The following is a 26,026-nucleotide window of genomic DNA, read 5'->3' on the forward strand; positions in this document are numbered from 1 at the left end:
GGGGTGGTGCTGGGCGGCGACTTCAACACCACCGAGATCGCCGGCTTGCTGGACGCGCCGGAGGCGGCGGAGCCGCTGTTCGCCGCGCTGCGCGACGCCGGCTTCGACTGGCGCCGCTGCAACGCGCCCGGCCCGACCCAGCGCACCCGCCCGGACGGCACGCCGGTCGCGCCCTTCGCCAAGCTGGACTGGCTGTTCACCCGCCATGTCGAGGCCGAGGCGCCGGAAACGATCCCGGCGGTCGACGCCGCCGGCACCGCGATCTCCGACCACGATGTGGTGGCGGCGACGGTGCTGATGGGCGTGGCGGCGGAGCTGGCGGTCACGGCCGGGGCCGAGGCCTGAGGCGTAGGTTGGGTTCGCCGTCGGCGAACCCAACACGGGGACGACCGCTCTTGGGTGTTGGGTTCGCTGACGCGCACCCAACCAACGCGCCCCTCCCTCAAATGACTCCGATGTCATGAAACGTCCCGGCCTTCCCCTCCGTATAGAGGGGTGGCCGCGCTATTCTGTCCCCGTGGCCGCAACCCGACCGCGTCCATCGAGGATCTGATGCGCTCGCCCTTCACCGACCGTGCCGGCCGCTTCTCCTGGCTGAAGACCGTGGTCTTCGTCCTGCTGCTGTTGCCCGGGCTGTGGTATGGCGGGCGGCTGCTGGCCGGCGACCTGGGCGCCGATCCGGTGCAGACCTTCCAGCGCAATATCGGGCTGTGGGTGCTGTACCTGCTGGTCATCGGCCTGGCCATCACGCCGCTGAAGCGGGCGCTGCGCTGGCCGCAGCTGATCCAGGTGCGGCGCATGATCGGCGTCGCCGCCGCCACCTATGTCCTGATCCACCTGACCGGCTACACCGCCACCCAGCATTTCGACCTGGGCTTCGTGGCGTCGGAGATCGTCAAGCGCCTGTACCTCACCATCGGCTTCCTGGCGCTGCTGGGGCTGATGCCGTTGCTGGCGACCTCGACCGACGCCATGATCAAGCGCCTGGGCGGCAAGAGGTGGCAGCGGCTGCACCAGCTGGTCTATCCGATCGTGGTGCTGGGGCTGGTGCACGGGGTGATGCAGTCGAAGGTCGACGTCGCCATCCCGACCATGCTGGCCGGCTTCACCATCTGGCTGCTGGCCTGGCGGGTGCTGGACAGCCGCTTCGGCCGCGGCGACGGGCTGCCGTTGTGGTCGCTGGCGCTGCTGTCGGTGGCCGCCGCCCTGGTCACGGCCGGCGGCGAAGCGGCGATGTACGGGCTGTTCACCGGCGTCGACCCGATGCGGGTGCTACGCGCCAACCTGATGTTCGGCTTCGGCCCGCGCCCGGCCTGGATCGTGCTGGGCGCCGGCCTGGCCGTCACCGTGCTGGCGGCGCTGCGCCGGCTGCAGAAGAGCCGCGCCCGCCGGCCGGCCCTGGCCTGACCGTCAGCGAGCCGGCCTGATGCAGGCGACCGCGACGACGAGGCCGATCACCAGCAGGCCGGTGTTGAGCAGCATGGCGAGGCGCATGCCGGCGATCGAGTCGCCGCCGCCGCTGATCACCCCCAGCATCGCCACCCCGACCGCGCCGCCGGTCTGGCGCACCGCGTTGAGCACGCCCGAGGCGATGCCGGCCCGGTTGCGCTCGACCGTCGCCAGCAGCGCCGCGATCGTCGGAGGGATCGCCAGCGCCATGCCGCAGCCGATCAGCAGCAGGGTCCACCAGATCGCGCCGTAATCCGCCGCCGGCGTCAACACTGCCGCCAGCGCCCCGTAACCGGCCATGCCGATGCCGAGACCGAGCATGATCGGCAGCCTGGCGCCCCAGCGGGCCGCCATCCGCCCGGCGACGATGTTGGCCACCGCGATCAGCCCTGTCATCGGCACGAAGGCGAGGCCGGTGACCAGGGGCGACATCCCGAGCAAGCCTTGGAAATAGAGGCTGAGCAGGAAGATCGAGCCGTAGAAGGCGCAGCTGAGCAGGAAGCCGATGACGGAGGCGGCCGAGAAGGTCGGGTGACGGAACAGGCCGAGCGGCATCATCGGCACCGCGCTGCGCGCCTCGACCAGGAGGAAGGCGGCGCCCGACAGCAGGAACAGGGCGGCCCCGCCGAGCACGACGGGATGCGTCCAGCCCAGCGGCTCCCCTTCGATGATCGTGCCGGTCAGCGCCACCAGCGCGACGATGGCCAGGACCTGGCCCGGCAGGTCGAGGGCGCGGTTGTGCCGGCCCTCGGTCTCGGTGGTGAAGCGCAGCGTCAGCCACAGCCCGACCAGGCCGACCGGCAGGTTGACCAGGAAGATGCTGCGCCAGCCGAACGGCGCGATCAGCGCGCCCCCGACCACCGGCCCCGCCACCATGGCCGTGCTGGCGAGGGCGCCCCAGAGGCCGATCGCCTTGGCCCGCTCGCGGGGATCCTGATAGGCATGGGTCAGCAGCGACAGCGAGCACGGCACCAGCAGCGCCGCGCCGGCCCCCTGCACCACCCGGGCGATGATCAGGACGGTGCCGTTCGGGGCCAGGCCGCAGGCCAGCGACGCCAGGGTGAACAGGGCGAAGCCGGCGAGATAGAGCCGCCGTGCCCCGAAGCGGTCGCCGAGCGCGCCGCCGGTCAGCAGCAGGCTGGCGAAGGCCAGGGCGTAGCCGTTCACCACCCATTGCAGCCCGGCGACGCTGCCATCCATCAGGTCGCGCATCTGGTCGAGCGCGACATTGACGATGGTGACGTCGAGCTGGACCACGACGATGCCGAGGCTCAGCGCGACCAGACGGGCCGCGCGCCGGGCCGGCACGGCACGGTCCACACACGCATCGAAGGGCATGCGGCTTGCTCGCTTGATTTTGTTCGGTGTCTGTTCCTAGCACGAGTCATTCAGCGCCGCAGACCGCCATCGGCGCATCGCTGCTCCGCACGCCGCTCAATCCGGCGGCGGCCTGCCCTAGACTGGACGGACATCGCGGAAGGGATGATCGTGACAGCAGGGCTCTACCTGATCCGCCACTGCCGGGCGGCCGGCCAGGAACCGGAGGCGCCTCTGACCGCGGCGGGCCACGACCAGGCGCTGCGGCTGCGCGACCGGCTGTCGGACCTGCCGATCGCGCGCATTGTCTCCAGCCCCTTCCTGCGGGCGCGGGACAGCGCCGCCCCGCTGGCCGAATGGCTGAGTTTGACGGTCCGGATCGACGACCGGCTGGCGGAGCGGGTGCTGGCGGCGGAGCCGGCCGAGGATTGGCAGGACCGGCTGCGCCGATCCTTCGCCGACCCGGCCCTGGCCTGGCCCGGCGGCGAATCCGGCGCCGCGGCGACCCGGCGCGGCCTGGTGGCGCTGGCCGATGCCGCAGCCGGCGCCGAGGGGCCTGTGGCGGTGGTCAGCCACGGCAACCTGCTGGCCCTGCTGCTGCATAGTTTCGACAACCGCGACGGCTTCGCCGCCTGGGCGGCGCTGAGCAATCCGGACGTGTTCCACATCGACCCCGCCGGCACCGTCCGGCGCTGCTGGAAGGACGACGAATGACCCTGACCATCGCGCCGGAGACGCCCGACCAGGCCGAGGTGCATGCGCTGCTGGAGCAGGCCGACCGCCGCTCGGCCGGGCTGTACCCGGCGGAGAGCCGGCATGGGCTGAGTGTCGCCGCGCTCCTGGCCCAGCGGGTGCGCTTCCTGGTCGCCCGGCAGGATGGGCGCGCGGTCGGCTGCGGCGGCTTTGCCCCCCAGGACGACGGCACGGCGGAGCTGAAGCGGATCTTCGTCGCCGCCGAGGCCCGTGGCCTCGGCATCGGCCGCGCCCTGCTGCAGGCGCTGGAAGCGGACGCGGCCCGCGCCGGCATCCGGCTGCTGCGGCTGGAGACCGGGGTGAAATCGGCCGAGGCGCTCGGCCTCTATCGCCGTTTCGGCTACCGCGAGACCGGCCCGTTCGGCGCCTACGGCCCCGACCCGCTGAGCGTGTTCATGGCGAAGTCGCTGCCGGACGAATGGCTGACCGCGGCAGATCAACCTATAGTGAAGCCATGAGGAAGGCAGTGCCGATCCAGCCGCCGGAGGACGATCCGGAGACCGCCGCCAAGCGCGCCGCGATCCGCGAAGGCATCGCGGCGGCGGATGCCGGATGGCTGATCCCGCATGAGGAGATGCGGCACTGGCTGCTGTCCTGGGGGACAGAAGACGAGCTGCCCCCGCCGCAGTGCAAGTAGCCCCTACGCACGTCTCCCCGCCGTCATCATCCTGTCGCGATCCGGCTGCTACGCCCGGCCGGCATCACCGACGGAGAGAGACTTGGACCGGACCGACTTGACATCCCGCCTGATCGCGCCCGCGGCGGGTGCGCCGAACCCGACCTTGGGCCTGAAATTCGCGCGCGACGGGTCGCCCCTGCCCTTCCGCGGCAACACCATCATCTGCCACATCCCGGAAACGGCGCCGGAGGTAACCGCCTTGGCAGATCTGGCGCAGCGGCTGCGCGACCTGTCCTGGGGCGGCCGCTTCGCCTTCCTGCCGGCCTCCAGTTACCACATGACCGTGTTCGAGGGCGTGACCTATGCCGAGCGCACGCCCGAGCGCTGGCCGGAGGGCGTCGCCCCAGATGCGCCGCCGGAGGAGATTACCCGCCGCTTCATCGACCGGCTGCGCGGCCTTTCCGTGCCGCAGCGCTTCGCCATGCGCCCGGCCGGGCTGTTCCCGATGGGCACCGGCGGCACCGTGGTGGGGCTGGAGCCGACCGACGAGGACACCGCCCGGCAGATCCGCGGCCTACGCGAGGCCTTGGCCCTGATCCTGGGCCTGCGCAAGCCGAACCACGACGCCTACCGCTTCCACATCACGCTGAGCTACCTGCTGGAGTGGCTGAGCCCGGCGGAGGCGGAGCAGCACCTGGCGGCGCACCAGCATCTCGGCGAGGCCTTCATCGAGGCCCATCCGGTGCTGCAGCTCGGCCCGCCGGAATTCTGCGTGTTCGAGACCCTGCACCGCTTCCTGCCGGTGCTGCGCTTCCGGGACTGAACCAGAAAAGACCCGCCATCCCGGAGGATAGCGGGCCAGTCCGGACGGCGGCCCCACAGAGCAATGGCCGCCGCCCTTTCGGATCAGAAGCTCAGGCCGCGGCGCCGATCGCCACAGTGAGGCCCAGGCGCTCGGCCACGCCGGCGCCGTAGGCCGGGTCGGCCTTGGCGAAATGCGCGATCTGGCGGCGCTGGATCGCCTCGGGCACCGACCGGATCGAGCCGGCGATGTTGTCCATCAGCCGGGCGCGGGCGCCGTCATCCATCAGCCGGAACAGGTCGCCGGCCTGGCTGTAATCATCATTGCCGGCGCGATGGTCGTAGCGGTCGGCCGCGCCGCGCAACGGCAGCGCCGGTTCGGCCGCCGCCGGGTCCTGCTTCGGCCCGCCGAAGCTGTTCGGCTCGTAATGCACCGAGCCCTTGCCGTTGTCGTCGAACCGCATCGCCCCGTCGCGCTGGTAGTTGTGCGCCGTGGTGGCGTGCGGCCGGTTCACCGGCAGCAGGCCGTGATTGCCGCCGAGACGGTAGCGATGCGCATCGCCATAGGCGAACAGCCGGCCCTGCAGCATCTTGTCCGGGCTGAAGGAGATGCCGGGCACCACATTGGCCGGGCTGAAGGCCGACTGCTCGACCTCGGCGAAGTAGTTCTGCGGGTTGCGGTTCAGCACCAGCTCGCCGATCTCGATCAGCGGATGGGCGGCATGCGGCCAGACCTTGGTCAGGTCGAACGGGTCGATCGGGAAGGATTCGGCCTCCGCCTCGGTCATGATCTGGACCGAGACCGTCCAGGCCGGGAAGTCGCCGTCCTCGATCGAGGCGAACAGGTCGCGGGTGGCATGGTCGGGGTCGATGCCGATCATCGCCGACGCCTGCTCGGCGGTGAAGTTCTGGATCCCCTGCTTCGTCTTGAAGTGATACTTGACCCAGACCCGCTGGCCGGCCGCGTTGATCCAGCTGAAGGTGTGGCTGGAGAAGCCGTCCATGTGGCGGTAGCTGCGCGGCGTGCCGCGGTCGCTGAACAGGATGGTGAACTGGTGCAGCGACTCCGGCGACAGGGACGCGAAGTCCCAGACCATCGTCGCGTCCTTGAGGTTGGTCGCGGGATTGCGCTTCTGGGTGTGGATGAAGTCCGGGAACTTCAGCGGATCGCGGATGAAGAAGATCGGCGTGTTGTTGCCGACGATGTCGTAGTTGCCGTCCTCGGTGTAGAACTTCAGCGCGAAGCCGCGCGGGTCACGCTCGGCATCGGCCGAGCCCTTCTCGCCGCCGACGGTGGAGACGCGCAGGAACACCTCCGTCTCCTGGCCGACCGCCGACAGGAACTTCGCCTGGGTCCATTTGCTGACATCCGCGGTGACGCGGAACACGCCATAGGCGCCGGCGCCCTTGGCATGCACCACCCGCTCCGGGATCCGCTCGCGGTTGAAATGGGCGAGCTTCTCGATCAGGTGGAAATCCTGGATCAGCACTGGGCCGCGCGGACCGGCGGTCAGCGAGTTCTGGTTGTCCGGAACCGGGGCGCCGAAGGTGGTGGTGAGGGTGGTCATCGAAGGCTCCTGTCGGGCGGGATGTCCGCCATGGGAAGAGGGTTGCCGTCGCGCTGCGATCAGGGAAATCGATCGTGCTTATCGGCGTGATAAGTGATTGCCGCGTTCGACCAGGGGCAGCAGGTCGCGGCGATAGCGGTGCAGGCGCAGCAGCAGCTCGGCCGGCAGCTTGCCCTGCACGCCGACGCGGCCATTCTCGAGGGTGAGGCTGGCACCGTGGCGGGCGAGGTCGGCGAGCAGCGCGTTCAGGGCCGGCCGCATCACGCCGCCTCCCGCACCAGGCCGGCGCCGAGGGCGTGCCGCACCTGGCTCGCCAGCCCGGCGACATAGGCCGGATGCACGCCGACGGTCGGAACCCGGATGAAGGACGGCACGCCGGCCGCCTCGGCCACCGCGCGGTATTCGCGGTCGAGCTCGACCAGCGTCTCGGAATGCTCGGAGACGAAGGCGATCGGCACCAGCACCAGGCCGACGCCGTCGCGCCCGGCCTGCTTCACCTCCTCCTCCGTGTCCGGCTTCAGCCATTGCTGCGGCGTCACCCGGCTCTGGAAGGCGATGCGCCAGTCGAGGCCGGGGAGGCCGAGCGCCGCCACCACCGCCTCGGCCGAGGCGCGGACCTGGTCGGGATAGGGGTCGCCGGCCTGGACGATCGGCAGCGGCAGCCCATGGGCGGTGAACAGCAGCCGGTGGCGCCCGCCAGTGGGCGGCCAGGCGCGGCGGATCAGGTCGGCCTGGGCGGCGACGAAGCCGGGCTCGGTGGGCGCCGCCTCGACCACCCGGGTCGGGGTGAACAGGCCGACGGCGCGGGCCGCCGCGGCCCAGTCGGTCAGGGCCGACCGGGTGGTGGTGGTGGAATACTGCGGATACAGCGGCAGCAGGACGATCTCGTCGGGCCGCCAGGCCCGCAGCTCCGCCGCCGTCTCGGCCGCGAAAGGATGCCAGTAGCGCATCGCCACGAAGGACCGGACCTCGCCGAGGTCGCCGAGGCGGGCCGCCACCGCCCGGCCCTGCGCCCGGGTCTGGGCCAGGATCGGCGAGGCGCCGCCGAGCTGGCGGTAGATCTCGGTCGCGACCGGGGTGCGGCGCCGGGCGATCAGCCACGCCACCACCGCCCGCGGCAGGCGCGGCAGGCGGATGATCTCGGGGTCGGAGAAGAAGTTGCGCAGGAACGGACCGACCGCCTCGATCCGGTCCGGGCCGCCGATCTGCAGCAGCACCAGGGCGATGCGACGGCGGCGGGCGACGAGGACGGTGGCTGGCGGCATGGCGGGCTCCTGTGTCTGTCCGCAGCCTCGCCCGCCCCGCCGATAAGATCCAATCGATCGACTCTATCTGGAAGATAGGAAACACTTATCGTAGAGTAGCGTCCGTCCCACCCTCCCGCTGTCATCGCCGGGCTTGACCCGGCGATCCAGGAGCCACCCAGAGCGGCATCGACATCTCCTGGATGCCCGGGTCAAGCCCGGGCATGACAGTGAAGGGGGCGATGCCTGAGACTAAGACGCGGCTTTGCCTCCATGACCCTCTCCGGCCTCTCCCTCCGCGATCTCGAATATCTCGTCGCCGTGGCCGAACTGCGCCATTTCGGCCAGGCGGCGGAGCGCTGCGGCGTCAGCCAGCCGGCGCTGAGCATGCAGATCCGCAAGCTGGAGGAGACGCTGGGGCTGGCGCTGTTCGAGCGCGGGCCGAAGACGGTGCTGGTGACGGCCAAGGGCGAGGTCATCCTGGCCCAGGCCCGCCGCGTGCTGCTGGAGGCGCGACGGCTGATGGCGCTGGCGCAGGAACTGGACGCACCGCTGTCCGGCCCGCTGACGGTGGGCGCGATCGAGACGCTGGGCCCCTACCTGTTCCCGCACATGCTGCGGCCGCTGCGCCGGGCCTTCCCAAGGCTGGAGCTGGTGCTGCACGAGGGCCGCACCTACCAACTGGTCGAGGCGCTGCGGCACGGCGCGCTGGACCTCGTGTTCCTGTCGCTGCCGGTGGCCGACCCGCAGATCGCCACCGCGCCGCTGTTCTTCGAGCCCTTCGTGCTGGCCCAGCCGGCCGACCGGCCGGTGGCGGCGGACGGCGCCGCCCGCATCGGCGAGTTGCCGCGCGACGGCCTGCTGCTGCTGGAGGACGGGCATTGCCTGCGCGACCAGGCGCTGGATATCTGCGGCACGCTGGGCCTCGGCGGCAAGCGCCACAGCACCAGCCTGGAGACCTTGCGCCAGATGATCGCGGCCGGCGCCGGCTACAGCCTGTTCCCGCGGCTGGCGACCCTGGGCGAGGCCAGCGTCGGCGGCCTGGTCAGCTATGCCGGCTTCGAGGGCACGCCGCCGGGCCGCATGGTCGGCCTGGCCTGGCGCCAGAGCGACCCGCGGGCTGAGCAGTTCGAGTCGCTGCGCCGCATCCTGCTCGACCACCCGCCACCCGGCACCCGGGTCACGGCGGAAGAGGCCGAGCCCATGAAAAACGGGGGCGCGGCGTGAGGCCGGCCCCCGTTCGGATCCGCGACGCGGCCGCGGATCACTCCTCGCGATGATGGTCCTTGGTGTCGACGTCGATCGGCACGCCCGGCAGGAGCTTGGCGGTGCGGATCGCCAGGGCCGACTTGACGTGGTTGACGTTCGGCGCGGAGGTCAGCTGGGTGGTGAGGAAGCGCTGGTAGCTGTCCCAGTCCTCGGCCACGATCTTCAGCAGGAAGTCGGTCTCGCCGGCCAGCATGTGGCATTCGCGGACCAGCGGCCAGCTGCCGACCAGTTCCTCGAACTTGCGCAGATCGGCCTCGGCCTGGCTGGTCAGCCCGACCTGGGCGAAGACGGTGACGCCGAAGCCCAGCGCCTCGGGGTTGATGTCGGCGTGATAACCGCGGATGTAATGCGCCTCCTCCAGCGCCCGCACGCGGCGCAAACAGGGCGGGGCGGAGATGCCGGCGCGTCGCGCCAGCTCGACATTCGTCATGCGGCCGTCGTCCTGGAGGTCGCGGAGGATACGGCGGTCGATGCGGTCGAGCTTCACACGGCGCATAGGTTCTCTCATGAAAGGGCTTCCGTGATTACGCGCAAGGATATTGCCGGACTTTCGCCGGGCGCAAGCGCAATCCATTGTCGCGGGGAGGGTTTGGTAGCATGAGCGCGGCGCCGCGCGCGGGGACGAGCGGCATCGGCTCCCTGCGGGTGTGGGTGGTGTCGGACGGCCGCCCGGCGAACGAGAACCAGTGCCTGGGCCTGGCGGAGGCGCTCGGCATCGTCCCGCAGGTGGTCCGACTCGGCGCTCGCCAAGGCTGGCATCGGCTTCTCGATCCCGTTCGGCCCGCCGCCGGCTTCAGCCTGGACGGGCCGCCCTGGCCCGACCTGCTGATCGCAGCCGGCCGGCAGAGCGTGTATCCAGCCCTTGCGGTGAAGCGGGCCAGCGGTCATCGGACGCGCCTTGTGCAAATATTTCGTCCCGGCGTCAACCCGCGGCGTTTCGATCTGATCGTGACGCCCCGCCACGATGGATTGAAAGGCCCCAATGTCTGCGCCACCAGCGGCGCGCTGAATCTCGTCACCCCGGCCCGCCTCGCCGCCGCCGCGGCCGAGTGGGAGCCGGCGCTGGGCCGGCTGCCGCGACGACGCGCCGCGGTGCTGATCGGCGGCAGCAGCAAGTCGGTGGCGGTGCCCGAGGGTTCGGTCGCGCGACTCGCCGGCGCGTTGGCCGATCTGGCGCGCAGCGGCGTCGGGCTGATGGTCACCACCAGCCGGCGCACGCCGGCGGGCGAGGTCGCGGCGCTGCGCCGGGCGCTGGACGGGCTGCCGGCCTGGATCTGGGACGGCACCGGTGCGAACCCCTATTTCGGCTTCCTGGCCCTGGCCGATGCCGTGATCGTCACCAATGACAGCATCAACATGACCTCGGAGGCGGCGACCACCGGCAAGCCGGTGCATGTCGTGAACTGGGCCGAGCTGGCGCCGAAGCACCGCCGCTTCCATGACGCGCTGGCGGCCGCCGGCATCACCCGCCCCTTCGCCGGCCGGCTGGAGCAGTGGTCCTACGCGCCGCTCGACGACACCGCCCGGGCGGCGGAGCGGGTGCGGGCGCTGTTCGCCCCGGCCTGAGCGCTGCGCGAGCACCCTGGTCCGCGTCGCCTTGCCGCCGCCGCCGCCGGTGGTTATCTATCGGTGACAGTTCCCCTCGAGCGGATTGTCGCCCCATGCCGGCCACCCATCGCACCAAAGTCCTGATCATCGGTTCCGGCCCGGCCGGCTACACCGCCGCGATCTACGCCGCGCGCGCCAATCTGGAGCCGATCCTGGTGCAGGGGCTGCAGCCCGGCGGGCAGCTGACCATCACCACCGATGTCGAGAACTATCCCGGCTTCGCCGACGTGGTCCAGGGCCCCTGGCTGATGGAGCAGATGGAAGCCCAGGCCCGGCATTGCGGCACCCGGCTGGAGTTCGACCTGATCACCGAGGTCGACTTCTCGCGCCGGCCCTTCGTCTGCACCGCCGATTCCGGCACGGTCTACGAGGCCGATTCGGTGATCATCGCCACCGGCGCCCAGGCGCGCTGGATGGGCCTGCCGAGCGAGCAGCGGTTCCAGGGCCGCGGCGTCTCGGCCTGCGCCACCTGCGACGGCTTCTTCTTCCGCGGCAAGGAGGTGGCGGTGATCGGCGGCGGCAACTCCGCGGTCGAGGAGGCGCTGTACCTGACCAACCACGCCACCAAGGTGACGCTGGTGCACCGCCGCGACCAGCTGCGGGCCGAGCGCATCCTGCAGGACCGGCTGTTCGCCCATCCCAAGGTCGAGGTGGTGTGGAACCACACCGTCGAGGAGATCGTCGGCGGCGGCACGCCGGAGACGGTGACCGGGGTGCGGCTGCGCGACACCAAGGCCGGGGCCGAGACGGTGCTGCCGGTCGACGGCGTCTTCGTCGCCATCGGCCACGACCCGGCGACCGCGGTGTTCAAGGGCCATGTCCGCATGGATGCCGACGGCTACATCCTGACCACGCCGGATTCGACCACGACCGACATCCCCGGCGTGTTCGCCGCCGGCGACGTCAAGGACCGGGTCTACCGCCAGGCGGTGACCGCGGCCGGGATGGGCTGCATGGCGGCGCTGGAGGCCGAGCGCTTCCTGTCCGAACATGCCGGCACCGGCCACCTGGCGCGAATCGCCGACCGCGACACCCGCCCGGCCCCGGCGGCCCAGGTCGCCGCGGCGGGCTGACCGTTCCGACCCCCGAGGCCGGCCGGTTTTCGTAAGGGCGATGACGATAGGGGGGCCATCCCCCCTATCGGTGAAATCCAAGTGAAATATTGTTCCCGACCGGGCCAAGCTTTGCTTGCGTTGGGTCGGGGGTGCCCCTCATAGTGTATATAGTGTGATTCGCAGGCGCGACGCCGAGCGCTGGTATATCGACCATCCCGCCCTTGTCGCCCGCGCAAGAAACGAACGGGTGCCGGAGAATGGACTGGGACAAGCTGCGCGTTTTCCACGCCGTCGCTGACGCGGGCAGCTTTACCCATGCGGGCGAGAAGCTGAACCTCAGCCAATCGGCGGTCAGCCGCCAGATCAGCGCGCTGGAGGAGAGCCTCAAGGTCCCGCTGTTTCACCGCCATGCCCGCGGCCTGATCCTGACCGAGCAGGGCGAGCTGCTGTTCCGCACCGCGCGCGAGGTCTTCGCCAAGCTGTCGATGACCGAGGCGCAGCTGAGCGAGAGCAAGGACCACGCCCGCGGCCCGCTGAAGATCACCACCACCGTCGCCTTCGGCTCGACCTGGCTGACGCCGCGGGTGCGCGAGTTCCTGACCGCCTATCCGGACATCGACCTGACCGTCCTGATCGACGACGAGGAGCTGGACCTGGGCATGCGCGAGGCCGATGTGGCGATCCGCATGACGCCGCCGCGCCAGCCCGACCTGATCCAGCGCCACCTGATGACCGTGAAGATCCACATCTTCGGGTCGGTCGACTATCTCAAGCGCAACGGTATCCCGCAGACGCTGGACGACCTGAACAAGCACTCGATCATCATCTATGGCGAGGATGCGCGCGGGCCGATCGCCGACATCAACTGGCTTGGACATGTCGGCAGCCCGCCGCCGGGCGGCCGCAAGATCGCGCTCCGGGTCAACAACCAGTACGCCATCTACCGCGCGGTGCGCAGCGGCCTCGGCCTCGCCGCCCTGCCCGACTTCATGGTCGACCCGACCCTGAACGTGGTGCGGGTGCTGCCCGAGGTCACCGGCCCGACCACCGAGGCCTATTTCGTCTATGCCGAGGAGCTGCGCCACTCCAAGCGCATCTCGGTGTTCCGCGACTTCCTCGTCCGCAAGGTGGCCGAGAGCAAGTTCTGAGGCCTCCGGGGCTGTGCCGCCTGTTGGAAATCCTCAATCGTCATGGCGAGCCCCGAAGGGGCCATCCAGCGACACCGGTCCCTGGATGGCCGCGCCGGCTTCGCCTCCTCGTCATGACGGTCGGGACCGTGATCGGAGTCGCCGCGGCGTGCCGGAAAATGGCACCGCGAAGAGCGCGCGGGCTGCTTGTAGGACTTTCCGCCCGCATTTCCAGGCCTTGAATCTGAGAAAAAGACGACAAATGTCTGAAATCTGTGCAAAAGCACCTGGAAAAGTGGCGGTTTTCCTGGGCTCCGCGCACTCCGAAGCGAGCTATGCAATGCGCGCATAAAAGCATTGGTAGAAACTGGTTACCATTCGCTCACAGAATGCCTATCTTAAGAGCGTTCGTGCTGCAGCGCAGCAAGAACAAGGGTCCGGCACTGCCGGCTCCTTGCGTCTCCCAGACGTGAAGCCTCCCTGTTTGACTCGGGCCGGAACGCGTTTCCGGCCCTTTTTTTGTGCAGAATCCGGGCGCGGCCATAGGACCACGGTCCGGCTCCGGCCGGCGCCATGATCCCATTGCATAAAGGGGGTGGCATCCCCCCTGTCGAAAACGCCGGCGCCGGTCAGGTGAACAGCCGCTCGCTCTCCAGCCCCTTGTAGAGGTCGGCGACGTAGTCGCCGTAGCCGTTGTACAGCAGGGTCGGCACCCGCTCGCCGGTGCCCAGCACACGCTCCATCGCCTGGCTCCAGCGCGGATGCGGCACCTCCGGGTTCACATTGGCCCAGAAGCCGTACTCGCTGCTCTGCAGCTGCTCCCAGAAGCTGACCGGGCGCTCGTCGGTGAAGCCGATGCTGATGATGCTCTTGATCGACTTGAAACCGTATTTCCACGGCGTCACCAGCCGCAGCGGCGCGCCGTTCTGGCGCGGCACCGGCTTGCCGTAGAGGCCGGTGACCATGAAGGCGAGCTCGTTGGTCGCCTCGGCCATGGTCAGGCCCTCGACATAGGGCCAGGGGTAGAAGACCTGGCCGAAGCCCGGCGCCTCGTCGTTCTGGAACGTCTGCATGCGTACATATTTCGCCGAGGACAGCGGCTTGGCGTAGTCGACCAGCGCCTTCAGCGGGAAGCCTGTCCAGGGCACCGCCATCGACCAGGCCTCGACGCAGCGGTGGCGGTACAGCCGCTCCTCCAGCGGCATGGCGCGGATCAGGGTGTCGATGTCGACCTCCCGCTCCTGCTCGACCATGCCCTCGAACTTGACGGTCCAGGGCCGGATCTTCAGCTCCTGCGCCGCCTCCCAGATGTCCTTGTCGGAGCCGTATTCGTAGAAGTTGTTGTAGGTGGTGACGTCCTGCTCGGGCGTCAGCGGCCGGTCGAGCGCATAGCGGTCGTTGCGCTTGGCGGGGTAGAGGCCGGCGGTCGGGTCCGGATCGGCGGCGCGGGCCGGGCGAAGCTCAAGCGCCGCGCCGGCGGTGGCCAGCAGGCCGGCGCCGAGGCCCATCGCCTGCAGCACCCGTCGCCGGTTCAGATACACCGATTCCGGCGTCGCCCGGCTTTCGGGGATCCGCCACCCCGGATTGCGCTTGATCAGCATCGGCCTGTCCTCCTTGAACCCGAACCATCCGACCGCGATGCGGTCTCACCTGTAGTTCGCAGCAGGACAGGCCGACGTTACCGCGACACCGCGGCAGGGGCCAGCGGCGCCGGGACGCCTCAGCGCAGCGCGGCGCAGGCGCGCTGGATGCGCTCGCCGGCGTCCTGCAGCGCCGCGGTGGCCGTGGCGTAGGAGATGCGGAAGAACGGCGCCAGGCCGAAGGCCGAGCCCTGCACCACCGCCACGCCTTCGGCTTCCAGCAGATAGGTGACGAAATCCTCGTCGGACTCGATCACCTTGCCGTCCGGGGTCTTCTTGCCGAGGGTGCCGGCGCAGGACGGGAAGACGTAGAAGGCGCCCTCCGGCCGCGGGCAGGTCAGGCCGGACGACTGGTTCAGCATCGACACGATCAGGTCGCGGCGCTGCTGGAACACCACGTTGTTGCGCGGGATGAAGTCCTGCGGGCCGTTCAGCGCCTCGACCGCCGCGGCCTGGCTGATCGAGGACGGGTTCGAGGTCGACTGGCTCTGCACCTTGGCGATGGCCTTGATCAGGTCCGGCCGGCCGGCGGCGTAGCCGATGCGCCAGCCGGTCATGCAGTAGGCCTTGGACACGCCGTTCAGCGTCAGGGTGCGGTCGTACAGCTTCGGCTCGACCTGGGCCGGGGTGACGAATTTGAAGTCGTCATAGACCAGGTGCTCGTACATGTCGTCGGTCAGGACATGGACATGCGGGTGGCGCAGCAGCACGTCGGTCAGCGCCTTCATCTCGGCGAAGCTGTAGGCGGCGCCGGTCGGGTTCGACGGCGAGTTCAGGATCAGCCACTTGGTCTTCGCCGTGATCGCGGCCTCGAGGTCGGCGGGCTGCAGCTTGAAGCCCTGCTCCGCCGGGCAGATCACCGGCACCGGCGTGCCGCCGCACAGCAGCACCATGTCGGGGTAGCTGACCCAGTAGGGGGCCGGGATCACCACCTCGTCGCCCGGGTCCAGCGTGGCCAGCAGGGCGTTGTACAGCACCTGCTTGCCGCCGGTGCCGACGGTGACCTGGCTGGTCTCGTATTTGAGGCCGTTCTCGCGCAGGAACTTGGCGGCGATGGCCTTCTTCAGCTCCGGCGTGCCGTCGACCGCGGTGTATTTGGTCTTGCCGGCCTGGATCGCGGCGATCGCCGCCTGCTTGATGTTGTCCGGCGTGTCGAAATCCGGCTCGCCGGCGCCGAGGCCGATGACGTCGCGGCCGGCGGCCTTCAGCTCGGCCGCCTTGGTGGTGACGGCGATGGTCGGCGACGGCTTGACGCGGGCGAGCGAGGCGGCGAGGAAGGCCATGGTTCCGGATCCCGGGAAAGTGGAGGCGGGGCGACGGTAGCGCCGCCCGCCGCCCGCCGACAAGCCGGAAGCCCTGCGAAAATTCGGCACCGCGCCCGCGCCGGGCGCGGAGGGTGGCCTTCAAGGGAAGCCACTGGCTGCTGCCACCAGCGTGTCCTATATTAAGGACATGCCCAAGCCCGCACCTCAGCAACCGCCTGCAGACGATCCCGAGACGGCCGCCCTGCGCGCCGCTGTCGCGGAGGCGATCGCGGATGTTGAGGCCGGCCGCATGATACCTCACGAGGAAATGAGACGGTGGCTGCTGTCATGGGGCACGGACAACGAGCTGCCGCCCCCTGAATGCAAGTAAGCTGGGCGCGATCCGCGCTGCTGGATCTGCATCGCATCCGTTCGTACATCGCCGAATTCAATCCGTGGGCCGGCAGCCGCGTTGCGGTTCAGCTTCTGGCCGCGGCCGACAGTCTTGAGCACCTGCCGCGCCGCGGTCGTCCCGGCCGGACGCCCGGGACGCGCGAGCTCGTATCCGTGCAGCCCTTCGTGATCGTCTACAGAATCACGACAGTCGTCGAGATCCTGCGCATCTGGCATGGAGCACAGAGCCGATAGCGGCACGGCGCCCGCGCCGGGCGCGGAGGGAACCTTATCGTTGGTTGGCCGGAGGCACCGCCCGATCGACCAGCTTCGCCATCGGGACATCAAGGGCGTGCCGGAACTCAAGGTCGAAGAACGCCCGCTCGGCGATCCGTCGAAGATCCTCGGGCAGGTCCGTCAGCGTCCGCGGGACCGACGGCACGGCCATCGCCTCATAGACGTTGCGATACTCGACCCTGTGGGCATCCTGCCAGTCGTAGACATACAGCCCACGCTCGGCCAGTTCCCCGAAACCCCTGTAGGTTGAGGCGTCCGGCTGGGTGGGGACGAATTGGGCGACCCCATTTGGGGCCAGCTCCAGCACCCTGTGCTCGATATCGAGGTCGTCATATCCGTCGCCGAGGGTCCAGGCGGGGATCGGACCCGGGCCGGCGGTGATCATGACGGCCAGGTGGCCCAGCGCATCGGATGCGAGCCATCCCCCGTCGAGCCACGTCTCATATCGAAATTCCATGCCCCACATCCCCGACCGGAACCGGCCCCGCCCCTACCCCTTCACCGCGCCCTGGGTCAGGCCGGCGATGAGCTGGCGGGAGAAGAAGGCGTAGAGGATCAGCACCGGGATGATGGCCAGCGTCAGCGAGGCCAGCACCGCGTTCCAGTCGGTGACGTACTGGCCGACGAATTGCTGCACGCCGAGGGTGATGGTGCGGGTGCCGTCGCCCGGCGCCAGGATCAGCGGGAACCACAGGTCGTTCCAGATCGGCACCATGGTGAAGACCGCCACGGTCGCCAGCGCCGGCCGCACCAGCGGCAGGATGATGCGGAAGAAGATGCGGTATTCGCCGACGCCGTCGCAGCGCGCCGAATCCTTCAGCTCCTTCGGGATCTGGCGCATGAACTCCGACAGGATGAAGATCGACAGCGGCAGCCCCATCGCGGTGTAGACCAGGATCAGCGCCCACAGCGTGTTGATCAGGTTCAGCTGCACCACCAGCTGCAGGATCGACACCGTGCCGAGCCGGATCGGGATCATGATGCCGATGGCCAGGTAGACCGACAGCACGGCGTTGCCGCGGAAGCTGTATTCCGACAGCGCCCAGGCCGCCATGGCGCCCAGGAACACCACCAGGAACAACGTCGCCAGCGTCACCGTCAGGCTGTTGCCGAAATACAGGCCGAAATCGGACCGGGTCAGCACGGTTTCGAAGCCGACCAGGCTGAAGGTCTCCGGCGTCGGCGGCGACAGCGGCGCGCTGAAGATCGCCTTGCGCGACTTGAAGGCGTTGAACAGCACCAGGACGATCGGGAACAGCGCGATCGCGGTGTAGACCAGCAGCACCGCGTGGATGGCGCCGGTCGAGACGGGGGAGGAGCGATTGGTGGCCATGGGTCAGAGCTCGTAGCGCTGAAGCCGGCGCTGGACCACGTAGAAATAGGTCATCACGCCGGCCAGGATGATCCCGAACATCACCGTGGCCACCGCCGCGCCCATGGTCGGGTCGCCCAGCTGCAGCTGGAAGCCGAAGAAGGTGCGGTAGAAGAAGGTGCCGAGGATGTCGGTCGCGAAGTTCGGCCCGGCCAGCGCCCCCTGGGCGACGTAGATCAGGTCGAAGGCGTTGAAGTTGCCGACGAAGGTCAGGATGGTGACCATGCCGATGGTCGGCCAGATCAGCGGCAGCTTGATGCGCCAGAAGATCGTCATCTGGCTGGCGCCGTCCACCCGCGCCGCCTCGGTCAGGCTGTCGGGGATGTTGAGCAGCGCCGCATAGGTCAGCAGCATCGGCATGCCGACCCACTGCCACACCGAGATCAGCGCCAGGGTGAGGAGCGCGCTGTGCTCCTGCCCCAGCCAGGGCGCGAACAGCGAGCCGAGGCCGACCGTGCCCAGCATCGACTTGGCGACGCCCCAGGTCGGCGACAGGATCAGCTTCCAGATGAAGCCGATGATCACCACCGACAGCAGCGTCGGCGTGAACATCAGGGTGCGGTAGGTGTTGGTGAAGCGCAGCCTGGGCAGGGCCAGCAGCGCCGCCAGGCCGATCGCGATCGGGTTCTGCACCAGCATATGCACGGCGAAGAACAGGACGTTGTTGCCCAGCGCGTTCCAGAACCGGTCGGCCCATTGCGGGTCGAAGAACAGCGCTGCGTAATTGGCCAGCCCGGCGAAATGCGTGGCCCCGGTCTCGTCGCGCGTGAACAGGCTGAGCCGCATGCTGTCCAGCAGCGGGTAGACCATGAACACGGTGTAGATCAGCGCCGCCGGCGCCAGGAAGACGACGATGTGCCAGGGGAAGCGGCCCCGGCGGCCCGCGATCTGCGAACGGGGAATGACGACGGCTTGGGTGCTGGCCATGGGACGATCTGTGCAGTGACTGGCGGGGCGGTGGACCGGCAGGACGGAAGCATGACGCGCGCCGGCCCGCGGCCCGAGTCAAATCGGACCGCGGGCCGCGCCGGTCAGCCTACTTGGCCGGCTTGTACCAGGAGTCGAGGCCCTTCTGGATCTGCTCGGCCGCCTGCTGCGGTGTCATCTTGTCGTTCAGCACCTGGGCGGAGACGTTCCACAGCTCGTTCTCCAGGTTCGGCGTGCCGCGCGACAGGATCTGGTACGAGTTGCGGATCGACGGCTCGCAGATCTTGCGCCAGCTGACGAACTCCGCCGCCACCGGGTCCTTGATCTCGACCGGGTGGTTCGACAGCGAGAAGAAGCCCGGCAGGGCGTTGGAATAGACGTCGGCGAACTCGGCCGACGCCAGCCACTCCAGGAACGCCTTGGCGGCCTCCGGATTCTTGGTCTTGGCGTTCATGCCCAGCGCGATGTCGGTGTGATCGCTGATGTAGCACTTGTCGCCCGCCTTCTCGACCGGCGGCGGGAAGGCGCCCATCTTGAAATCAGCCTGGGCGTTGAAGGCGGCGATGTCCCAGGACCCGGCCGGGTAGATCGCGGCGCGGCCCAGGGTGAACAGGTTCTGGCTGTCCGGATAGGTCTGGGCCTGGTAGCCGTCCGGCAGGTACGGCCGCCACTTCGCCAGCTCCTCGAACGCCTCGACATAGGGCTTGTCGGTGAATTTCTGGGTGCCGGCGATCAGCGCCTTGCGGCCCTCCTCACCCTTCCACAGGTTCGGCCCGATGTTCTGGTAGCCCATCGTCGCCGCTTCCCACTGGTCGGCGGTGCCGATGTCCAGCGGCGCGACCTCGCCCTTGGCCTTGACCTTGTCGAGCAGGGCGAAGAACTCGGCCTCGGTCTTGGGCGGGGTCAGCCCCTCGGCCTCGAAGATCGACTTGTTGTACAGGAAGCCGTGGATCACCGACGCCATCGGCACGCAGAACAGCGTCTTGCCGTCATCGGTGATCCAGGCGCTCTTGGCCACGTCGGAGAAGGTGTCCATGCCCTTCAGCTCGGTGACCGGCGACAGGTAGCCCTTCTGGAACAGCGCCAGCGAGGCGTCGAACGGCCGGCAGGTGATCAGATCGCCCGCGGTGCCGCCCTCGAGCTTGGCGTTCAGGGCCGCGTTGTACTCGGTCGGGGTCGACGGCGAGAACACGACCTTGATCCCCGGATGGGTCTTCTCGAAGGCCGGGATGATGGTGTCCTGCCAGATTTTCAGGTCGTCGTTGCGCCAGCTCTCGATGGTCAGGGTCGCGTCGGCGGCCATGGCCTGGCTGGAGACGGCGAAAAGTGCCGCCCCGGCCAGGAACGCGCCGCGCAGGAATGAATGGGACATGTGCAATGGCCTCCTCTGTTCGGCGTTTCGCCGTTGCTCGCGGGCGGCAGCCGCCCGCTGTCTCGCTAAGATCCTTGCTTCGCCGCCAAAGCGCGGCGGAGATCGCCGTCGACGGCGTCCAGGCGGCGGCGCCCGTCCTCGGCGCTGTCGCCCAGCGCCACCAGGGCGGCCAGCTTGACGTTCTGCCCCGCCGCGTCCAGCGCCGACCGCGCCGCCGCCTCGTCGACCGGCACGATGCCGCGCAGCATGCGCACCGAGCGGTCGTTCAGCTTGGCGTTGGTCGGCTGCATGTCGACCATCAGCCCGTCATAGACATGGCCGAGCCGGGTCATCACCAGGGTCGAGAACAGGTTGAGCGCCACCTTCTGCGCCGTGCCGGCCTTGAGCCGGGTCGAGCCGGCGATCGGCTCCTCCCCCGTCGCCAGCAGCACGGCATGGGCGGCATCGCCGAAGATCGGCGCACCGGGATTCGAGGCCACGGCGACGGTCAGGGCGCCGGCGCGGGCCGCTTCCTGCAGCACGGCGCGGGTGTAGGGGGTGCCGCCGCTGGCGGCGACGCCGATCACCACGTCGTCGGGGCCGAGCGCCAGCGCCTCGGCTTCGGCGCGGCCGGCTTCGGCGTCGTCCTCGGCGTTCTCCACCGGCCGGCTCAGCGCCGTGGCGCCGCCGGCGATCAGATAGGCCAGCCGGTCCTGCGGGTGGCCGAAGGTCGGAAACAGCTCCGACCCGTCCTGGGCCGCGACCCGGCCGGAGGTGCCGGCGCCGGCATAGACCAGGCGGCCGCCGCGGCGCAGCCGGGGCGCCGCCTCGGCGGCGGCGGCGGCCAGCGCCGGCAGGGCCGGCCGCACCGAGGCCACGGCGGCGAGCTGGGATTCGAGCAGCGCGTCGAGGATCTCCGCATCCTCCCAGGCGTCGATGCCCCTGAAGCGGCGTGATGCGGTCTCGGTTCCCATGCGTCTCGATCGCTGGTCTGGCTGAGTGGTCTAGACCACTGTCTCAGAGTTGCCGGCGCAGCGCAAGATGATCCTGTCCGGCCGGTTGGAATGGCGGTTTTGGTCACCAGCTGAAGGAGAATCCGGCGGTGAACTTGACGCCCGGCTGCTCGCTGCCGAGGTCGACCAGCGAGGCGCTGGCCTTGAGCGGGCCGAACAGCGTCTGCTCTGCGCCGACGCTGCCGGTCAGGCGGCGGTCGGTGCTGGAGACCTGGCCGCCAAGCAGCAGGGCGGTGGTGTGCCAGGGCAGCTCCAGCCGGGTGTTGCGGTCGATCTCCCAGCTGGTCACCGGCGCCTCGGGGCCGAGCAGCCCGCCGCGGGTCACGGCGTAGCGGTCCTCCGACGATCCCGACAGGCCGATGAGCGACCAGGCGCGCGACAGCACCGCCGCCAGCTGCCCGGTGCCCTCGCCGGCCTGCGGGTCGAAGCTGGCCTCGACCCGGGCCGACTGCCAGAACGGCACGAACCAGGGCAGCGCGGTCAGGCCGAGGCTGGCCTGCGCCTTGCCGGTGGCGGTGCGCTGCGCCATGTCCGTCCGGTCCCAGCGCTGGGCGAAGCCGGGATAGGGGTCGGCCGGGATGTCGAAGGTGACGCCGGTCGTGGCGACGAAGCCGGGGGTCTGGGACTGCAGCGCCGCGCCGACCGAGCCGGCCCCCTTCACGTCGCGCTGGCCGGTGACCGACCCGAAGCCGCGATCGGGCGCGGCATAGAGATCCGCCGCGGGCGGGTGCCACGCCCTATCCGGCCGGCGCCAGCGGGCGGGGCCGGGATCGGCGGGAAGGTCGAAGGTGACGCCGGTCCCGGCGAGGAAGCCCGGAATCGGCGGCAGCGGCGCCGGCGCGGCGCCGTAATCCCGGTCCGACCAGGCGTGGGCAGCCGGCATCACCGCCGGAATCAGCACGGCAGCGGCTGCGAAACGCAGCAAAAAGGGGTGGCAGGTCCGCTTCATCGGCGGGCTGTCTCTCCCAGGGAATTGGTGGTGGTTTCCCCAGAGAGTAGCGATCCGACCGCGTCTGCCAACCCCTTGAATTGTGACAATTTCGCCTGATGGCGCCCGTCCCCTCAGAAGGCCAGCACCACCTTGCCGAAATGCTGCCCTGATTCGAGATGTCGCAGCGCCTGCCGCGCCTCGGTCCAGGGGAAGCTGCGGTCGATCACCGGCCGCAGCCGGGTGGCGGCGACGGCGCGGTTCATCGCCTCGAAGCTGTCGCGCGAGCCGACCGGGATGCCGCGGATGCGGGCGCGGCGGAACAGGATCTGCATCGGGTTGATCTCGGCCGACTTGCCGCCGAGATAGCCGATCACGTTGATCTGGCCGCCGGTGCGGATCGCCGCCAGCGAGCGGGCGAAGGTGCCGGGTCCGCCGACCTCGATGACATGGTCGACGCCGCGGCCGCCGGTCAGGTCGCGCACCGCCACGTCCCACTCCGGCGTGGTCCGGTAGTTCACCGTGCCGGCGGCGCCGAGCGCCCGCGCCCGCTCCAGCTTCTCGTCGCTGGAGGAGGTGACGATCGCCCGGGCGCCGGCGGCGACGGCGAATTGCAGGGCGAAGACGGCGACGCCGCCGGTGCCCTGGACCAGCACCGTGTCGCCGGGTTTCAGCCCGCCCTCGGCGACCAGCGAGGTCCAGGCGGTCAGGGCGGCACAGGGCAGCGTCGCCGCCTCCGCGTCGGTCAGATGCTCCGGCACCCGGACCACGCCTTCGGCGTCGAGCCGGACATGCTCCGCCAGCACGCCGGGGCCGGGACCGCCCAGCGGCACTGCCCGCTCGATGCCCTCGAAATCGCCGGCCGTCCAGCCCTGCCAGAAGGTCGTGGCCACCCGGTCGCCGACCGCGACGCGGGTGACGCCCTCGCCCGCCGCCGCGACCTCGCCGACGCCGTCGGACAGCGGCACCATCGGCAGCGCGAAGCCGGCGTGGTAATTGCCGCGCACGATCTCCAGGTCGCGATAGTTCAGCGAGGCGGCGCGCATCCGCAGCACCACCTCGCCCCGCCGCGGTTCCGGCACCGGCAGTTCCGCCGGGCGCAGCCGGTCCAGCCCCTCGCCCTCTTCGATCACGAACGCCTTCATCGCTTCGCTCCAGCATGTTGCGCTGGAGACATCGCCCGGCCTTCGCTAATCTTCAAATTCATTGTTTTCAGAAACTTCATGACAGATCGGCATGATGTTGGACGAGATGCGCGCCTTCGTGCTGCTGGCCGAGACCGGCTCGATCCAGCGGGTGGCGGAGCGGCTGCCGCTGACCCAGCCGGCGGTGACCCGGCAGATTCAGCGGCTGGAGCAGCATCTCGGCACCACCCTGCTGGACCGGCGGGTGAAGCCGCCACGGCTGACCCCGGCCGGGCTCGCCGCGCTGGAGCGCTGCCGCGCCATCCTGGCGGCGGTCGAGGACCTCAAGGCCGGCACCGGCGGGGCCGCGGAGCCGGAGGGGCCGCTGCGCCTGGGCATCGGCGTGCTGCACGCCTTCGCCGAGGTGGATTTCGCGGCGCTGCTGCGCGACCTGCGGCAGCGCTATCCGCGCCTGTCGCTGCGCCTGACCGGCGGGCTGGCGCACACCCTGCTGGCCGACCTCGACCGTGGCCGGCTGGACGCCGCCGTGGTGCTGCTGCAGGAGAGGGCCGCGCCCCATCCCGGCCGGGTGGTGGGGCAGGAGAAGCTGGTGGTGGTCGGCGCCCGCATCCTGGCCCTGCCGCGCCGGCCGTCCCTGGCCGACCTCGCCGCCTGCGACTGGGTGGTCAGCCCGCGCGACTCCTGCGACGTCCGGCCGGCGCTGCAGGCGCTGTTCGCGCGCGAGGGACTGGAGCTCAGGATCTCGGCCGAGGTGCATGACCTGGCGATCCAGCAGTCGCTGGTCCGCTCCGGCTTCGGGCTGGGCGTGCTGCCGTCGCGGCGCAGCGCGCCCTTCACCGCGCGGGACGAGCTGCGCCGGATCGACCTGCCCGGCTTCCGCTTCGACTTCGCGATCAGCGTGGTGCGGGCGCCGCATCTCGGCCGGCTGGACCGCGCGGTCGACCATCTCGAGGACGCGCTGCGGCAGCGGCTGGCGCCGGCGGTGGTGCCGCTGACGGCGGGATAGCCCCGCGCCGCGTCAGCCCGTCGGCGGCTGGGCGGCGGGAGGCTGCGCCGGCAGCCCCAGGCGGCGGGCGGCGATGTCGATGATGCGGCGCGGCGGGTGGCGGATGTCGACCGTCACCACCCGCTCGCCCTCGCCCGGCGGCTCCAGCGTCTCGAACTGGCTGCGCAGCAGCGCGGGCGGCATGAAATGGCCCTTGCGGTTGGCCAGGCGGGTGGCGATCACCGCCTCCGACCCCGACAGATAGAGGAAGGCCACCTGCGGCCGGCCGGCGACCAGCCGGTCGCGATACACCCGCTTGAGGGCCGAGCAGGCCAGCACCGCCGGCTGGCCATCCGCCAGCCATTGCCCGATCTGCGCCGCCATGGCGTCGAGCCAGGGCCAGCGATCCTCGTCGGTCAGCGGGTGGCTGGCCTTCATCTTCTCGATGTTGGCCGGCGGGTGGAAGCTGTCGGCATCGGCGAAGACCCCGGCCATGCGGCGGGCCAGCTGCTTGCCGATCGTGGTCTTGCCCGAGCCGGAGACGCCCATGACGATGACCACGCCGGGCGGGCCGCCGCGGCCGGAGTCGGAAGTTGCGCCGTGATCCGCGGCCGGCATGGGCATGTCCTCAGCTGAGCTTCACAACCTCGCCGGTGCGGAAGCTCTCATCCGCCGCCAGCACGATGCGCAGGCTGTCGATCGCCGCCTGCATAGAGTCGGTCAGGTCCAGGTCCTCGCGGATCGCGCGCAGGAAGAACTCCTGCTCGCGGTCGCACAGTTCCTGGTGGCCGGGCTCGTCGGCCATGGTGATCCAGCGGTCCTTGTCGACGAAGTGGTTGTTCGCGTCGATCGCGGCGGAGTGCAGCTTCAGCGCGTTGGTCTTGGTGTGCCGGTCGATATCGGCGGAATCGGAGATGGCGTCGGTCCTGGCCTCGCCCTGCCCGTCCTGCGGCACCACGATCGAGACGCAGCCCTTCGGCCCGACCACGTCCTTCACGAAATAGGCGACCTCGCTCATCATCGGGCCCCAGCCGGCCTCGTACCAGCCGACCGAGCCGTCGTCGAACACGACATGCAGATGGCCGTAATTGTGGATCGCGACCTCGCTCGACAGCTTGGCGCCGATGCCGTGCACCCGCACCGGCTTGGCGCCGGTCATCTGGCACATCACGTCGACATAATGGACGCCGCAATCGACCACCGGCGACAGCGACTGCAGCAGGTTCTTGTGCCAGGTCCAGGAGGGGCCGGAGCTCTGCTGGTTCAGATTCATCCGCATCACCAGCGGCTTGCCCAGGGTCTTCGCCACCTCGATGAACTTCACCCAGGACGGGTGGACCCGCAGGATGTAGCCGATCACCAGCTTGCGGCCGGTCTCCCTGGCGCGGGCGACGACGCGCTCGGCATCCTCCACCGTGGTCGCGATCGGCTTCTCCATGAACACATGGGCGCCGGCATCCATCGCCTGCAGCGCGAACTCGGCATGGGTGTCGGTATAGGTGTTGATCGAGACGGCGTCCGTCCGGGTCTCGGCCAGGGCCGCGCCGTAATCGGCGAAGCGCGGATAGTCGACCAGCTCGGCCGGCAGGTCGGCCTTGGCGATCGAGCGGGCGACCAGGCCGACGATCTCGAACCCGTCCAGCCTGTGATAGGCCAGGGCGTGCGACAGGCCCATATGGCCGACGCCGACGACGAGGACGCGCACCGGTTCGGTCATGGCGGAAGCTCCTGGGCGATGGTTCGTGACATGGGGAAAAAATGCTCCCCCACACTGTCATGCCCGGGCTTGACCCGGGCATCCAGAGACTGTCGACACCCTCCGGATTGCCGGGTCAAGCCCGGCAATGACAGGAAAAGAAGGATGGCCCTGTTACCGGTTCAGCACGCCGGCGTGGTGACGGATGTGGTCGGCGATGAAGGT

Annotated in this window: 28 protein-coding genes; 12 read left to right on the forward strand and 16 right to left on the reverse strand. The window is 69.9% G+C overall.

Going from position 1 to position 26,026, the window contains the following annotated elements; all coding sequences use genetic code 11:
* Together ACTOWL_RS33670 and ACTOWL_RS33675 are read left to right on the forward strand one after the other, a co-directional pair.
* Positions 1 to 345 (forward strand): hypothetical protein (locus ACTOWL_RS33670; protein ID WP_441325671.1); only part of this gene is annotated, 345 nt, incomplete at its 5' end.
* 207 nt (positions 346 to 552) lie between these two features.
* On the forward strand, positions 553 to 1,407 hold the full coding sequence (locus tag ACTOWL_RS33675; RefSeq protein ID WP_441325672.1) for a sulfite oxidase heme-binding subunit YedZ: 855 nt from the start codon (positions 553 to 555) through the stop codon (positions 1,405 to 1,407).
* 3 nt (positions 1,408 to 1,410) lie between these two features.
* Here ACTOWL_RS33675 and ACTOWL_RS33680 read toward each other — a convergent pair whose 3' ends face one another.
* Positions 1,411 to 2,787 (reverse strand): MFS transporter, encoded by a 1,377-nt coding sequence (locus ACTOWL_RS33680; RefSeq protein WP_441325673.1) that lies wholly within the window; start codon positions 2,785 to 2,787, stop codon positions 1,411 to 1,413.
* Between the two features lie 150 nt (positions 2,788 to 2,937).
* Here ACTOWL_RS33680 and ACTOWL_RS33685 point away from each other — a divergent pair, with 150 nt between their 5' ends.
* The 4 genes from ACTOWL_RS33685 (at position 2,938) to ACTOWL_RS33700 (ending at position 4,961) form a co-directional block, all read left to right on the forward strand.
* A complete protein-coding gene (locus ACTOWL_RS33685) occupies positions 2,938 to 3,480 on the forward strand; it encodes a histidine phosphatase family protein (protein WP_441325674.1) in 543 nt (180 codons plus the stop codon).
* Positions 3,477 to 3,977, forward strand: coding sequence for a GNAT family N-acetyltransferase (locus tag ACTOWL_RS33690; RefSeq protein WP_441325675.1), 501 nt, complete (start codon positions 3,477 to 3,479; stop codon positions 3,975 to 3,977). The genes ACTOWL_RS33685 and ACTOWL_RS33690 overlap by 4 nt, the downstream gene beginning before the upstream one ends.
* An 8-nt stretch (positions 3,978 to 3,985) precedes the next feature.
* Positions 3,986 to 4,156 carry a hypothetical protein gene (locus ACTOWL_RS33695; protein ID WP_441325676.1) on the forward strand — a complete coding sequence of 57 codons (171 nt, stop codon included), beginning with the start codon at positions 3,986 to 3,988 and terminating at the stop codon, positions 4,154 to 4,156.
* 82 nt (positions 4,157 to 4,238) lie between these two features.
* Positions 4,239 to 4,961, forward strand: a complete 723-nt coding sequence (locus tag ACTOWL_RS33700) for a DUF1868 domain-containing protein (RefSeq protein WP_441325677.1) — start codon at positions 4,239 to 4,241, stop codon at positions 4,959 to 4,961.
* A gap of 91 nt (positions 4,962 to 5,052) precedes the next feature.
* Here the strand turns inward: ACTOWL_RS33700 and ACTOWL_RS33705 are convergent, their stop codons facing one another.
* The 3 genes from ACTOWL_RS33705 to hemH all read right to left on the reverse strand — a co-directional run bounded on the left by ACTOWL_RS33705 (position 5,053) and on the right by hemH (position 7,772).
* On the reverse strand, positions 5,053 to 6,507 hold the full coding sequence (locus ACTOWL_RS33705; RefSeq protein WP_441325678.1) for a catalase: 1,455 nt from the start codon (positions 6,505 to 6,507) through the stop codon (positions 5,053 to 5,055).
* Between the two features lie 78 nt (positions 6,508 to 6,585).
* Positions 6,586 to 6,771, reverse strand: coding sequence for a hypothetical protein (locus ACTOWL_RS33710; RefSeq protein WP_441325679.1), 186 nt, complete (start codon positions 6,769 to 6,771; stop codon positions 6,586 to 6,588).
* Positions 6,768 to 7,772: a ferrochelatase gene (gene hemH / locus ACTOWL_RS33715; RefSeq protein WP_441325680.1), complete on the reverse strand. Its 1,005-nt coding sequence runs from the start codon at positions 7,770 to 7,772 to the stop codon at positions 6,768 to 6,770. Before hemH ends, ACTOWL_RS33710 begins: the two co-directional genes overlap by 4 nt.
* 252 nt (positions 7,773 to 8,024) lie before the next feature.
* Between hemH and ACTOWL_RS33720 the strand changes: the two genes are divergently transcribed.
* Positions 8,025 to 8,978, forward strand: a complete 954-nt coding sequence (locus tag ACTOWL_RS33720) for a LysR substrate-binding domain-containing protein (protein WP_441325681.1) — start codon at positions 8,025 to 8,027, stop codon at positions 8,976 to 8,978.
* A 37-nt stretch (positions 8,979 to 9,015) separates the two neighbouring features.
* Here ACTOWL_RS33720 and ACTOWL_RS33725 read toward each other — a convergent pair whose 3' ends face one another.
* Positions 9,016 to 9,516, reverse strand: a complete 501-nt coding sequence (locus ACTOWL_RS33725; RefSeq protein WP_441325682.1) for an Lrp/AsnC family transcriptional regulator — start codon at positions 9,514 to 9,516, stop codon at positions 9,016 to 9,018.
* 101 nt (positions 9,517 to 9,617) lie between these two features.
* On the opposite strand from ACTOWL_RS33725, the gene ACTOWL_RS33730 reads away from it, so the two are divergent.
* The 3 genes from ACTOWL_RS33730 to ACTOWL_RS33740 all read left to right on the forward strand — a co-directional run bounded on the left by ACTOWL_RS33730 (position 9,618) and on the right by ACTOWL_RS33740 (position 12,831).
* Positions 9,618 to 10,586, forward strand: coding sequence for a mitochondrial fission ELM1 family protein (locus ACTOWL_RS33730; RefSeq protein ID WP_441325683.1), 969 nt, complete (start codon positions 9,618 to 9,620; stop codon positions 10,584 to 10,586).
* A 95-nt stretch (positions 10,587 to 10,681) separates the two neighbouring features.
* The gene (gene trxB, locus ACTOWL_RS33735; RefSeq protein WP_441325684.1) at positions 10,682 to 11,701 is read left to right on the forward strand and encodes a thioredoxin-disulfide reductase; all 1,020 of its coding nucleotides are present in this window, start codon (positions 10,682 to 10,684) and stop codon (positions 11,699 to 11,701) included.
* 239 nt (positions 11,702 to 11,940) lie between these two features.
* Positions 11,941 to 12,831 carry a LysR family transcriptional regulator gene (locus ACTOWL_RS33740; protein ID WP_441325685.1) on the forward strand — a complete coding sequence of 297 codons (891 nt, stop codon included), beginning with the start codon at positions 11,941 to 11,943 and terminating at the stop codon, positions 12,829 to 12,831.
* Positions 12,832 to 13,439: 608 nt separating this feature from the next.
* Here the strand turns inward: ACTOWL_RS33740 and msrP are convergent.
* Positions 13,440 to 14,411: a protein-methionine-sulfoxide reductase catalytic subunit MsrP gene (gene msrP, locus ACTOWL_RS33745; RefSeq protein WP_441325686.1), complete on the reverse strand. Its 972-nt coding sequence runs from the start codon at positions 14,409 to 14,411 to the stop codon at positions 13,440 to 13,442.
* Positions 14,412 to 14,530: 119 nt separating this feature from the next.
* A complete protein-coding gene (locus ACTOWL_RS33750; RefSeq protein ID WP_441325687.1) occupies positions 14,531 to 15,733 on the reverse strand; it encodes a pyridoxal phosphate-dependent aminotransferase in 1,203 nt (400 codons plus the stop codon).
* A gap of 342 nt (positions 15,734 to 16,075) precedes the next feature.
* Here ACTOWL_RS33750 and ACTOWL_RS33755 point away from each other — a divergent pair, with 342 nt between their 5' ends.
* Positions 16,076 to 16,342, forward strand: a complete 267-nt coding sequence (locus tag ACTOWL_RS33755; protein ID WP_441325688.1) for a type II toxin-antitoxin system RelE/ParE family toxin — start codon at positions 16,076 to 16,078, stop codon at positions 16,340 to 16,342.
* A gap of 34 nt (positions 16,343 to 16,376) precedes the next feature.
* On the opposite strand, the gene ACTOWL_RS33760 is transcribed toward ACTOWL_RS33755, so the two are convergent.
* The 7 genes from ACTOWL_RS33760 to ACTOWL_RS33790 all read right to left on the reverse strand — a co-directional run bounded on the left by ACTOWL_RS33760 (position 16,377) and on the right by ACTOWL_RS33790 (position 23,120).
* Positions 16,377 to 16,841 (reverse strand): hypothetical protein, encoded by a 465-nt coding sequence (locus tag ACTOWL_RS33760; RefSeq protein ID WP_441325689.1) that lies wholly within the window; start codon positions 16,839 to 16,841, stop codon positions 16,377 to 16,379.
* A gap of 33 nt (positions 16,842 to 16,874) precedes the next feature.
* The gene (locus ACTOWL_RS33765) at positions 16,875 to 17,717 is read right to left on the reverse strand and encodes a carbohydrate ABC transporter permease (RefSeq protein ID WP_441325690.1); all 843 of its coding nucleotides are present in this window, start codon (positions 17,715 to 17,717) and stop codon (positions 16,875 to 16,877) included.
* Between the two features lie 3 nt (positions 17,718 to 17,720).
* Positions 17,721 to 18,683: a carbohydrate ABC transporter permease gene (locus ACTOWL_RS33770; RefSeq protein WP_441325691.1), complete on the reverse strand. Its 963-nt coding sequence runs from the start codon at positions 18,681 to 18,683 to the stop codon at positions 17,721 to 17,723.
* 109 nt (positions 18,684 to 18,792) lie between these two features.
* Positions 18,793 to 20,055 carry an ABC transporter substrate-binding protein gene (locus ACTOWL_RS33775; protein ID WP_441325692.1) on the reverse strand — a complete coding sequence of 421 codons (1,263 nt, stop codon included), beginning with the start codon at positions 20,053 to 20,055 and terminating at the stop codon, positions 18,793 to 18,795.
* 65 nt (positions 20,056 to 20,120) lie between these two features.
* Positions 20,121 to 21,008 carry an N-acetylmuramic acid 6-phosphate etherase gene (locus tag ACTOWL_RS33780; RefSeq protein WP_441325693.1) on the reverse strand — a complete coding sequence of 296 codons (888 nt, stop codon included), beginning with the start codon at positions 21,006 to 21,008 and terminating at the stop codon, positions 20,121 to 20,123.
* A 103-nt stretch (positions 21,009 to 21,111) separates the two neighbouring features.
* Entirely contained in the window at positions 21,112 to 21,996 is an 885-nt protein-coding gene (locus ACTOWL_RS33785; RefSeq protein ID WP_441325694.1) for a hypothetical protein, read from the reverse strand.
* A 113-nt stretch (positions 21,997 to 22,109) separates the two neighbouring features.
* A complete protein-coding gene (locus ACTOWL_RS33790; RefSeq protein WP_441325695.1) occupies positions 22,110 to 23,120 on the reverse strand; it encodes a zinc-dependent alcohol dehydrogenase family protein in 1,011 nt (336 codons plus the stop codon).
* Between the two features lie 91 nt (positions 23,121 to 23,211).
* Here ACTOWL_RS33790 and ACTOWL_RS33795 point away from each other — a divergent pair, with 91 nt between their 5' ends.
* Positions 23,212 to 24,126: a LysR family transcriptional regulator gene (locus tag ACTOWL_RS33795; RefSeq protein ID WP_441325696.1), complete on the forward strand. Its 915-nt coding sequence runs from the start codon at positions 23,212 to 23,214 to the stop codon at positions 24,124 to 24,126.
* 12 nt (positions 24,127 to 24,138) lie between these two features.
* Here ACTOWL_RS33795 and ACTOWL_RS33800 read toward each other — a convergent pair whose 3' ends face one another.
* Positions 24,139 to 24,723 (reverse strand): gluconokinase, encoded by a 585-nt coding sequence (locus ACTOWL_RS33800; protein ID WP_441325697.1) that lies wholly within the window; start codon positions 24,721 to 24,723, stop codon positions 24,139 to 24,141.
* A 10-nt stretch (positions 24,724 to 24,733) separates the two neighbouring features.
* Positions 24,734 to 25,822, reverse strand: coding sequence for a Gfo/Idh/MocA family protein (locus ACTOWL_RS33805; protein WP_441325698.1), 1,089 nt, complete (start codon positions 25,820 to 25,822; stop codon positions 24,734 to 24,736).
* Between the last annotated feature and the right edge of the window lie 204 nt (positions 25,823 to 26,026).

The sequence above is a fragment of the Inquilinus sp. CA228 genome, assembly GCF_052078665.1.
In the GTDB taxonomy this organism is placed as follows: Bacteria; Pseudomonadota; Alphaproteobacteria; order DSM-16000; family Inquilinaceae; genus Inquilinus.